General features: G+C 35.3%; 14 protein-coding genes. 10 read left to right on the forward strand and 4 right to left on the reverse strand.

Going from position 1 to position 10,578, the window contains the following annotated elements:
- Positions 1–5: 5 nt before the first annotated feature.
- From CQA62_RS01765 to accD, 4 genes are read right to left on the reverse strand one after another with little or no spacing between them, the layout of a single operon-like run.
- Complete coding sequence (locus CQA62_RS01765) at positions 6–1,001, reverse strand: hypothetical protein (protein ID WP_104724158.1); 996 nt, start codon at positions 999–1,001, stop codon at positions 6–8.
- A gap of 9 nt (positions 1,002–1,010) precedes the next feature.
- A complete protein-coding gene (gene dksA, locus CQA62_RS01770) occupies positions 1,011–1,364 on the reverse strand; it encodes an RNA polymerase-binding protein DksA (RefSeq protein WP_104724160.1) in 354 nt (117 codons plus the stop codon).
- A gap of 10 nt (positions 1,365–1,374) precedes the next feature.
- Complete coding sequence (locus tag CQA62_RS01775; protein WP_104724162.1) at positions 1,375–1,824, reverse strand: 23S rRNA (pseudouridine(1915)-N(3))-methyltransferase RlmH; 450 nt, start codon at positions 1,822–1,824, stop codon at positions 1,375–1,377.
- Positions 1,796–2,683, reverse strand: coding sequence for an acetyl-CoA carboxylase, carboxyltransferase subunit beta (gene accD / locus CQA62_RS01780; protein ID WP_104724164.1), 888 nt, complete (start codon positions 2,681–2,683; stop codon positions 1,796–1,798). The genes CQA62_RS01775 and accD overlap by 29 nt, the downstream gene beginning before the upstream one ends.
- Before the next feature lie 184 nt (positions 2,684–2,867).
- On the opposite strand from accD, the gene folD reads away from it, so the two are divergent.
- The 10 genes from folD to CQA62_RS01830 all read left to right on the forward strand — a co-directional run bounded on the left by folD (position 2,868) and on the right by CQA62_RS01830 (position 10,539).
- Complete coding sequence (folD, locus tag CQA62_RS01785) at positions 2,868–3,710, forward strand: bifunctional methylenetetrahydrofolate dehydrogenase/methenyltetrahydrofolate cyclohydrolase FolD (protein WP_104724166.1); 843 nt, start codon at positions 2,868–2,870, stop codon at positions 3,708–3,710.
- A 21-nt stretch (positions 3,711–3,731) separates the two neighbouring features.
- Entirely contained in the window at positions 3,732–4,661 is a 930-nt protein-coding gene (lepB, locus tag CQA62_RS01790) for a signal peptidase I (protein ID WP_104724168.1), read from the forward strand.
- Positions 4,661–5,302, forward strand: a complete 642-nt coding sequence (locus CQA62_RS01795; protein WP_104724170.1) for a zinc metalloprotease — start codon at positions 4,661–4,663, stop codon at positions 5,300–5,302. Before lepB ends, CQA62_RS01795 begins: the two co-directional genes overlap by 1 nt.
- Before the next feature lie 10 nt (positions 5,303–5,312).
- Complete coding sequence (gene rpiB, locus CQA62_RS01800; RefSeq protein WP_104724172.1) at positions 5,313–5,750, forward strand: ribose 5-phosphate isomerase B; 438 nt, start codon at positions 5,313–5,315, stop codon at positions 5,748–5,750.
- An 8-nt stretch (positions 5,751–5,758) separates the two neighbouring features.
- The gene (locus CQA62_RS01805) at positions 5,759–6,091 is read left to right on the forward strand and encodes a hypothetical protein (RefSeq protein WP_197720409.1); all 333 of its coding nucleotides are present in this window, start codon (positions 5,759–5,761) and stop codon (positions 6,089–6,091) included.
- A 9-nt stretch (positions 6,092–6,100) separates the two neighbouring features.
- A complete protein-coding gene (gene apt / locus CQA62_RS01810; protein ID WP_104724176.1) occupies positions 6,101–6,634 on the forward strand; it encodes an adenine phosphoribosyltransferase in 534 nt (177 codons plus the stop codon).
- Positions 6,634–7,206 (forward strand): DedA family protein, encoded by a 573-nt coding sequence (locus CQA62_RS01815; RefSeq protein WP_104724178.1) that lies wholly within the window; start codon positions 6,634–6,636, stop codon positions 7,204–7,206. Before apt ends, CQA62_RS01815 begins: the two co-directional genes overlap by 1 nt.
- A gap of 9 nt (positions 7,207–7,215) precedes the next feature.
- Positions 7,216–8,610 carry a leucyl aminopeptidase gene (locus CQA62_RS01820; protein ID WP_104724180.1) on the forward strand — a complete coding sequence of 465 codons (1,395 nt, stop codon included), beginning with the start codon at positions 7,216–7,218 and terminating at the stop codon, positions 8,608–8,610.
- The gene (gene ychF, locus CQA62_RS01825) at positions 8,610–9,710 is read left to right on the forward strand and encodes a redox-regulated ATPase YchF (RefSeq protein ID WP_104724182.1); all 1,101 of its coding nucleotides are present in this window, start codon (positions 8,610–8,612) and stop codon (positions 9,708–9,710) included. The genes CQA62_RS01820 and ychF overlap by 1 nt, the downstream gene beginning before the upstream one ends.
- A gap of 88 nt (positions 9,711–9,798) precedes the next feature.
- Complete coding sequence (locus tag CQA62_RS01830; RefSeq protein ID WP_164752728.1) at positions 9,799–10,539, forward strand: SPASM domain-containing protein; 741 nt, start codon at positions 9,799–9,801, stop codon at positions 10,537–10,539.
- Positions 10,540–10,578: the final 39 nt, after the last annotated feature.

Genomic DNA, 10,578 nt, shown 5'->3' on the forward strand with positions numbered 1-10,578 from the left:
CCCTACTAAAAAAATTTCTCTAAAGAGTAGTTTTTTCCTATTTTTTTGAGATCGATAAAGACTTGTGCCAAGATAAGATCTTCATTATCTCTAAGAAATTCTTGTGCTTTCTCCATCATTGAAAAATCAAGAAGTAAAAAAACATAAGCTTCTCTTGCTTCTTTATCTTGAATACTTAAATTTTCAAAAAGAGCAATGCATTCATCAGGAGATAAGAGGGTCTTAAAGATTTGGAGTTTTTTAAGGTAATCTTTATTGGAAAGATTTGAGGAGAGTAAAAGTGCTTTGATATCTTCTTGTGGAAGTTTATAACCAGCCTCTAAAAGACTGTCTAACATTGTTCTTGCAAGTAGGGGGGTGGAAGAGGAGATAAGGAATTTATGAAGAGTTTTTTCCCCTAAATGATTATTTTTCGCTAATTCTTGGATTGCCAAAATTTTAAGACTTTCATCATATTCCCCCTCAAGGATTTTTTGAGCGAATTTATAATCTGATCGGATTGTATTTTTTGCATTTAAATTCCAAAACTCATTTTCTTCAGGAATCTTAATTGAGGAGATTCCACCTTTTTGCACTTCTGTAAATGCATTAAAAAGAGCATCAATCTTTGCATAAGAGGAGGGTTGGGTGTCAAGTTTTGCTTGCAAATCAAAGCGTTTAAGGATTTGTGAGAGAGTTTGATAGTGTTTAGTTTTGAAGTGAAAATGCTCAGCTTTTTTATAAAGTGCTTGAGTATAGATTTGATTGAGCAAATCATCAAAATCCTTATCATTGCGATAAGAATTTGCAAAATTTGAAAGCCAATTGCCTGCAAAGAATAAAAGTGTAAAAAGAAAGAAAACACTTAGCGAAAAAGCAATCCAAATGACTGGATGTTGAGTGATTGTATGTCCAAAAATAGAAAGCGTAATATTTGAAGATACGGGATTAAGGGCATAAAAGCCTCCACAAAAAATAATAATAAAAACAATAAAAAATGCAAAATAATATTTGACTTTCATTTTTCTTCCTTATTTTTGATTTTTCTCATAAATTTCACGGCAAATGATACAATATCTTGCATGAGGTTTAATTTCTAGTCGTGCTTCATCAATCTCATCCCCACACATTTGGCAGATTCCAAAACTTTTATTTTTAATACGTTCAAGTGAGAGATCAATGTGCTTAAGTTCGGTCTCATACTGCATGAGCAAGGAATTGTTGAGCATTTCTTGAGAAGTTGCTGAAGTGATATCTGCATGATCAATAAGGGATTCTTCTCGAATTTGAGCAATGGAGTGATTGGCAGTATTGATATGAGCAAGAATCATATCTTTTCTTTTCTCTAAAATCTTTTTAAATCTCTCTAAAATTTTTTTATTCATTTTTTACTCCTTACTTGTGATAGGGATGATTAGCATTAATGCTTAATGCACGATAGATTTGTTCACATAAAATAATTTTTACAATTTTATGACTAAAGGTTAGGGGGCTGAGCGAAATGGGTTGAGTTAAAGAAAGAAATTCCTCATCAAATCCATAGGCCCCACCAATAAAAAAATTGACCTCAAGCCTCCCTTCAAAAAGTTTGGCAAATTTAAAACTATCAAGTATTTTACCCTGAGGATGAAGTGAGAAACTCCAAGATGTAAGATAGGGCTTAAAAGCTTGAGTATAAGAAGATTGGGCTTCTTTGGATAAATTTTTTTGTGCTTTGGCAATTTGATGATTAAAAATATTCTTGAGATTTAAGTTTGCCCCAAGACCCCTGCATTGTTTGATAAATTCATTGTAGAGGCTTTGGTATGGATCGTTTTTAACGATTGAGAACACATTGATTTTCATAGTGAGGGTTAAGGATTCTTATGAGGTTATAGAGGGTTTGTTTAAGATGTTTTCTTTCAATAACCATATCAATCAGTCCATGTTCAAGTAAGAATTCTGCTGTTTGGAAACCCTGTGGCAAATCTGTGCCAATTGTTTGTTTAATCACTCTTGGACCTGCAAAACCAATTGTAGCACCAGGTTCAGCAATAATGACATCCCCTAGAAATGCAAAACTTGCACTTACTCCACCAAAAGTTGGATCTGTGAGCAAAGAGATAAAAGGAAGTTTATGTTCAGCTAAAACATTAAGTGCAGCACTTGTTTTAGCCATTTGCATAAGGGAATAGGTTGATTCTTGCATTCTTGCTCCTCCACTTGTAGAAGCAATGATTAATGCTTGCTTTTGATCAATGGCTCGTCTGATTGCGCGTAAAATTTTCTCTCCTTCTACACTTCCTAAACTTCCTCCCATAAAAGCAAAGTCAAATACAACAAGTTGAACACCAATATTTTGAATTTTTGCCTCACCACTGATCACAGAACTTGCTCTTCCAGTCTTGGCAACCCCTTCTTCAATTCTTTTCTTATAACTTTTCTTGTCAACAAAATTGAGAGGATCTATGGGGGCTAAATTTTTATCAAATTCTATAAATTCATCACAAAGCAATTCAATTCTCTCTTGTGCACTAATCTTAAAGTGATAGGAGCATTTAGGACAGACATTATTTTGTCCTAAAACTTCTTTGTAATAGACAATTGCATTACAGTTTGGGCATTTGACCCAATGACTGGGAGCTTCGTCTTTAGAGGCTCTTTCTTTAGATGACTTATTTGAACCTTTGATTCCGATTTTTTTAAAAAAATCTTCAAATCCCATCAGTTTTCCTTATGAAAATGGTTTTTAGATGTGCTATTCTATCAGAAAAGCAACTTTTTGAAGAATTTCAAGCAAAAAGAATGAAACCTCCTAAAGATTTAGGGGTAATGGATTTAATTCAGAGAAAATATATTCTATAATATTTGCTTATTAAATATCACAAATGGATATAAGGGATACAGAGATGAAACTCCTTGATGGGAAGGCACTTGCCTTCAAATTAGAAGAGCAGATTCAAAAAGAGGTTCGAGAACTTAATGCAAAATTTGTTTATCCGACTTTGGCCGTGATTTTGGTTGGAGATAATCCAGCAAGTGCATCATATGTCAAAATGAAATCAAGAGCTTGTGAGCGCGTGGGAATGAATACGCTTACTTTTGCAATGCCTGAAGAAACACAAGAAGATAGATTGCTTGCAAAAATTGCAAAACTTAATGAAGATGATAAAATAGATGGAATCTTAGTCCAACTTCCTTTGCCCAAACATATTAATGCCACTAAGATTCTTGATGCAATTGATCCAAATAAAGATGTTGATGGATTTCATGCGCTTAATGTTGGACGCGCGACTTTGGGACTTGATTGTTTTGTGCCCGCTACTCCTTTGGGGATTATGCATTTATTAAAAGAGTATCAAATCCAGTTACGTGGAAAAGATTGCGTAGTTGTTGGAGCAAGTAATATCGTAGGCAAGCCTTTGGCAACCCTGCTTCTTAATGCTGGGGCAACAGTAAGTGTATGCCATATTGATACAAAAGATGTTTGTGTTTATACAAAAATAGCGGATATTATTTTTGTAGGTGTGGGTAAACCTAATCTCATCACAGCAGATATGATTAAAGAGAATGCCATTGTGGTGGATATTGGAATTAATCGTTTGAGTGATGGAAGACTTGTAGGTGATGTGGATTTTGAAAATGTTGCTCAAAAATGCGATTTTATTACCCCTGTTCCTGGGGGAGTTGGGCCTATGACAATTGCTTCATTGATTCAAAATACACTCAAATCCGCAAAACGAAAAATCTAATTTTAAAATAAAAGGTAAAAAATGGAATTTTTAAAAAAGCTTTATAGATTTTCATCTTCTTGGACAGGAACAATCCTTATTGTTGCTTTTGTCATTTTTTTTATTGCACAAGCTTTTGTCATCCCTTCAAGATCAATGGTGAGTACATTGTATGAAGGAGATATGCTTTTTGTAAAAAAATTTTCTTATGGAATTCCTATACCCAGAATCCCTTGGCTTGAAATTCCTGTACTTCCTGATTTTAAGGGGAATGGCCATATTTTTGAAGGGGAGCGTCCAAAAAGAGGAGATATTGTAGTTTTTATTCCCCCTCATATTGAAAAAACCTATTATGTGAAGAGAAATTTTGCTATAGGTGGAGATGAGGTAATTTATGCTTATGATGGATTTTATTTGCGTCCTAGCGAGGGAGATCTTTATATCAAACAACATTTTCCCAACATTGAGACTAAGCAATTTTTTGGAAAAACTTTTGTAAAAAACCCTTATATGCAAGAGCATGCAGGAATCCATTATGCGCTTAATAATCTAAGATTCCAAGAAGCTCTTTCAAGTCTTGTCTTTGATGGTAGAGAGTGGAAAGTGCTTGGAGGACAAGGCTTTGCAATGAAGCCCATGGGGGTTGATGGCAGTGCTATTGAACCTAATCAAACTTATAGAGGTGAAGAGATTGTGTTTTATAAAAAAATTGCTCCTGATGAGTTTTTTATGATTGGAGATAATCGTGACAATAGTCTTGATTCTCGCTATTGGGGGAGTGTGCCTTATTCCAGAATCATTGGAACTCCTTGGCTTATTTATTTCTCTATTAATTTAGGAAATTCTGTTGAAGCACAGCAGGAGGCTATAGAGCTTGGAAAAAGTGAAAATTGGTGGAAATATACAGTGCGATGGAATAGGGTATTTAAAAGTGTTGAGGAATTAGAGAGTGAAATGAGGGAGGGGCGGTAATGTTTGATTCTTTTGATTTTATTGATGCTCTTTTACGTTATTTTGCACTGCTTGTTACAATTTTGGGCTGTGCAATTGTGTATGCGTATGTGGCTTATCGCTATGCACAAGATTGTGTAGATACAAGCAGCATCTCAGGAGCGAAAATAAGTTTTAATCCCTCACGTTATTTTGATCCTATAGGAAGTGGTTTATTTCCTGCGATTATGATTCTCTTACAAGCGCCCATTATGTTTGGTTGGAGTAAAAATATTTTTGTAGATTACTCACGTGTCATTTCTTCTTATGGATTTAACTCGGCAATTTTACTTGAAAGCTCTGGAATCTTTTTCCATTTTTTTATCGCATTTCTTTCTTCACTTTTTTTAGATATTTCACCCAATTCACAAATCACTAGTTTTTTGCAATATATTATTCTTTTTAATATCTTTTTTGCCTTTATTAAACTTTGTCCAATTTTGCCTTATGAGGGGTTACGTATTCTGAGCTACATTGGATTGAAGTTTCAAAGTGATTTATTTGCAAGATTGTATTCTTTTCTCGCACCCTATCAGATTTTTGTGCTTTTGATTGTATTTTTTACGCCATTAAATAATCTTATTCTTTATCCTGCACTTTTTGTCATAGGATTTTTATTATAAGGAGAGAGGAATGAAATATTTTTTAGGAACAGATCATGCAGGAATGAATGCTAGGGATTTTATTGTTGAGTATTTTGCCAAAAATAGAATTGAACTTATCGATCTTTCTCCAAATATAATACAAAAAGTAGATTATCCAGATTTTGCGAAAAAGGTTTGTGTGCAGGTACTTAAAAATCCAGATTCAAGAGGGATTTTAGTTTGTGGAAGTGGGATTGGAATGAGTATTGCAGCCAATCGTTTTAAAGGTATCCGTGCAGGACTTTGCACTGATGCATATATGGCAAAAATGACACGTGCGCATAATGATGCAAATATTTTATGTATGGGTGAGAGAATTAGTGGTTTAGGAGAGATGGAATCAATCCTAGAGGCTTTTATTCATACAGAGTTTGAAGGTGGACGACATTATCAAAGAATCTGCAAAATTGAGGAGATGGATCAATGAGTTGGTCAATATTGGGGCAGTGGTTTTTTCTCACAGGCTTTATTATTTTTGTACTTTATATGGTCATTAAAACTTTTTACTATCGTTCAGTTGCCCAAAGAGAAGAAAAAAATTCTGTCAATATGAAACTTACTCTACAAGATGCCGAAATTTTAATTAGAAAACATCAAGTCCAACTCCAAAGAGCTTTGGGAGATATTGATATTCTTACTCAAGAACTCACAGCTCTTAAGGGTGATATTCGTTCACTCAAACAAAGAAATTCTCAATATAAAATTGAGGCTGATCGCTATAAAGCAAGGATTAAAGAGTTAGAACAAAAAATTGAATCATTATTATAAGGATAAGCTATGTTAAAGCAAAAAATACTCTCAAGCATTCGTGAGATTCCAAATTACCCTAAAGAGGGAATCTTATTTAAAGATATTACTACTCTTATTGGTAATGCAGAGGTTTTTTCGGAGTTTATCTCTCATCTTTGTCAGCGCTATAAAAATCAGAATATTGACTATATTGTAGGACTGGAATCAAGAGGCTTTATTTTTGGGAGTGCTTTAGCTTATGCTGTGGGTGCAGGATTTGTTCCTATTAGAAAAAAGGGAAAGCTCCCCTATAAAACTATTTGTAAAAGTTATGCGCTTGAATATGGAGAAGATAGCGTAGAAATTCATATTGATGCTTTTGGTTATAAAAAAGGAGCAAGAGTTGTGCTTATTGATGATTTGATTGCTACAGGTGGGACTGCTAGAGCTGGGGTAGAATTAATTGAGGCAATTGGAGGAGAGTGCGTTGAAGCGTGTTTCTTGCTTGATCTTGTTGCCTTAAATGGATCTCAACAATTGAGTAAAAGAGTGAAGGTGTATAGTATATTGGAGATTGATTGATGGAGGCTTGGTTAATAGAGCTTTGGAATAACCATGCAGGAACTTGGGGCTATTTGATTTTGTTTTGTTGGAGCATTTTAGAAGGGGAGATTGGGTTGATTTTCGCAGGACTTGCAAGTCATGATGGACATATGAATCTTTTTTTAGCAATCTTTATTGCTGGACTTGGAGGATTTGTTGGAGATCAGATTTATTTTTATATTGGAAGGCTTAATAAACGTTCTTTGGGAAAAATGCTTCACTCTCAAAGAAGAAAATTTGCCCTAGCTCACTTGTTGCTTAAGAAATATGGATGGCCTATTATTTTTATTCAGCGTTATATGTATGGAATGCGAACGATTATCCCAGTTAGCATTGGATTAACTCGCTACAATGCCTTTAAATTTGCATTCATCAATCTTTTAAGCGCTTGGGTATGGGCAGGGATAACGATTATCTTTGTATGGTATTTTGGAGGAGTAGTTTGGCATATTTTGGGATGGTTTAAAACTCATCCTTATTTACTGATCCCATTAGCAATTGCTTTTGGTGGAGGGATTTTGGCATATTTTCACTACAAAACTAAAAAGTAAGGAGAAAAGATGAAGATAGAAATTTTTAAAGAAAGTTTTGAAAATATTCAAGCTGATTGTTCTGTGGTATGGGTATGGGATAAAGATATAAGTAAGCTTGCAGACAAAGAAACATTACAAGAGCTTAATTTCAAAGAGATGTGTTTTATCCAAGGAAGTAAAACCCTCTATATTAATCTTGCAAAGCAACAAAGTGATCTCTTACGTGAAGCTGCATGCAGAGCGATTAAATTTTTTACAAATTTTACATATAAGAGTATAAAAATTCAAACCCTTGGCAATGAACAAGAAGACTATGCAATCTTACTTGGAGCTTTAAGTGGAGCCTATTGCTTTGATGCCTATAAGAGTGAGAAGAAACCTTTGACTCTACAAACATTGCATTTGAGCAATATCTCTAAAGAACTTTTAAGAAAGGCAGAGGTTTTAAATGAGAGTTTAACTTTAGTTAGAGATTTGGTGAATACTCCACCCTGTAAGGCTACGCCAAGTTTCTTGGCTCAATGTTGTAGGGATGAAGCTCAAAAGCTTGGAATTGAATGCAAAATTCTCTCAAAAGGAGAGATTGAAAAAGAAGGCATGAACTCTTTGCTTGCAGTTTCAAAAGCTTCAAGTCAAGAGCCAAAAGTCATTCATCTTAGCTATAAGGGGGAAGATACAAAAGCAAAGCTTGTATTTGTAGGTAAGGGTTTAACCTATGATAGTGGAGGTTTAAGCCTAAAACCTTCAGATTTTATGGTTACAATGAAAGCAGATAAAAGTGGAGGTTGTGCAGTTTTGGGCATCATCTTGGCAATTGCTAAACTCAAGCTCCCCTTAGAGGTGCATGCAATTATTGGGGCTGTAGAGAATATGATTGGAGGGAATGCCTATAAGCCTGATGATGTGTTAAGCTCACGAGAGGGTAAAAGTATTGAAGTAAGAAATACAGATGCAGAAGGAAGACTTGTTTTGATTGATTGTCTTAGCTATGCCCAAGACCTTAAGCCTGATTATTTAATTGATTTGGCAACTTTGACAGGTGCGTGTGTTGTAGGACTTGGAGAATATACTTTTGGAATTATGGGACATAATGCTGAATTAAAGAATTCTTTTGAGAGAGAAGCGCTTAAGAGTGGTGAACTTGTGGCACAACTGCCTTTTAATTCCCACATTAAGAAACTCATTGATTCAAAAATTGCAGATGTTTGTAATATTGCCTCTTCACGCTATGGTGGAGCGATTAGTGCGGGAATGTTTTTGGGTGAATTTATTAGAAAAGAAAATGAGCAAAAATGGCTTCATCTTGATATCGCAGGTCCAGCATATATAGAGAAAGAGTGGGATATCAATCCTTATGGGGCAAGTGGTGCAGGAGTGAGAGCTTGTGTTGAATTCGCTCTATCTTTGTGTGAGGAGAAGTAATGGGACTTTCAATTGGAATTGTAGGATTGCCCAATGTTGGAAAATCGACAACTTTTAACGCATTGAGTCAAACCCAAAATGCCCAAGCGGCAAACTATCCATTTTGCACAATTGAGCCTAATCGTGCTGTGGTGCCCGTGCCTGATAAACGTCTTGATGAGTTGGCAAAGATTGTTCATCCTGAGAGAATTCAACACTCTGTTGTAGAATTTGTAGATATTGCTGGACTTGTGCGAGGAGCAAGCAAAGGTGAGGGACTTGGGAATCAGTTTTTAGGGAATATTAAAGAAACAGATGTGATTTTACATATTGTCAGATGCTTTGATGATGAGAATGTCACACATGTAGAAGGAAGAGTAGATCCTGTGAGTGATGTAGAAATTATTGAGTTAGAGCTTTTGTTTGCGGATTTACAAACCTTGCAAAAACGAATCGAACGACTTGAGCGTCAAAGTAAGACAGATAAAAATGCTAAGACTATGCTTGATATTGCCTTATGTTTAAAAGAGCATTTTGAAGAAGGTAAACCGGCTAGAACTTTTGCAGATCAAGAGAATGAGGGGTTTTTACAGATCAACAAAGAATTGAGATTTTTAACCTATAAAGAAGTAATCTTTGGAGCCAATGTAGGAGAAGAAGGACTTATAGAAGATAACGCTTATGTCAAGGCACTCAAAGAGTATGCAAGACAGAATGGGTGCGAAGTGATTAAGCTTTGTTCAAAATTAGAAGAAGAAATGGTGGGAATGGATAAAGTGGAGAGGACTGAGTTTTTAGAATCTTTGGGCTGCAAGATGAGTGGTTTAGAGCAAATTATCCAAACAGGATTTGAGAAGCTTGGATTGATTAGTTACTTTACTGCAGGAGTAAAAGAAGTAAGAGCTTGGACAATCCATCGTGGAGATAGTGCTCCTGTAGCAGCAGGGGTGATTCATAAGGATTTTGAAAAAGGCTTTATTCGAGCAGAAACCATTGCTTATGAGGATTTTATCAAATATGGTGGAGAAGCCAAAGCTAAAGAGGCTGGAGCAATGCGTGTAGAGGGTAAAGAGTATATTGTTAAAGATGGTGATATCATGCATTTTCGTTTCAATGTCTAAGAGATTTATCCGCACTTATATAGAAATTAGTGATTTCTGTGGACTTTCTTGTCCTTTTTGTCCAGCTCCCAAAGGGAGAAGGGGGGAGATGGGATTGAAGCTTTTTGAGCGAGTATGTTCTGAGGTAGCTTTACTCACTCAAAGTGTAACCTTCCATCTTTTAGGTGATCCTCTTTATCTTTCAAATTTTCCTTTATATTTGCAGATTGCGCAAAATTATAATTTAGATGTTGAGATTGTTACAAGTGGGGTATACCTTTCAAAATTTGAAAAATCCTTGCTCCTCTCCTCCCCTATTAAGCAAATAAGCATTTCATTAAGTGCTTTAGAAGTATTGAACAAACAGACACAAGAGAGAATCGTGCAAGAGTGTTTAGAACTTATCGCAACTCATCAAGAACTTTCCTCTCAGACATACATTAATTTACGTATGCATGCTGATAAACTTAACCCTCTTCTAGCTCAAAGATTGGTGAGACATTTTGGTGTAGAAAATGATTTAGTGCAAAGAAAGAGAGTGCGATTGGCTTATAAAGTATTTTTAATTCTTACCAAAAGCTTTAAATGGGTGAGGGCAAAAGAAGAGAGCAGGAATACAGAGGTGAGAAAGAAATGCCATGGACTCCTCTCTCAAATTGGAATCTTGGCAAATGGAGTTGTGGTACCTTGTTGTATTGATTGTGATGGCGGGATTGAATTGGGAAATGTAAAAACCCAAAGTTTGCAAGAAATCTTAAATTCTCCTAGGGCATTAAAAATTATTGAAGGCTTTAAAACAAACACAGCAGTAGAAGAGCAATGCAAACGTTGCACTTATCCAGCAACCTAACTCTCTTTTCTCCTATTTATCTCTCTAAGAACAATATAT

This window comes from Helicobacter cholecystus, assembly GCF_003364215.1.
Taxonomy (GTDB): Bacteria; Campylobacterota; Campylobacteria; order Campylobacterales; family Helicobacteraceae; genus Helicobacter_G; species Helicobacter_G cholecystus.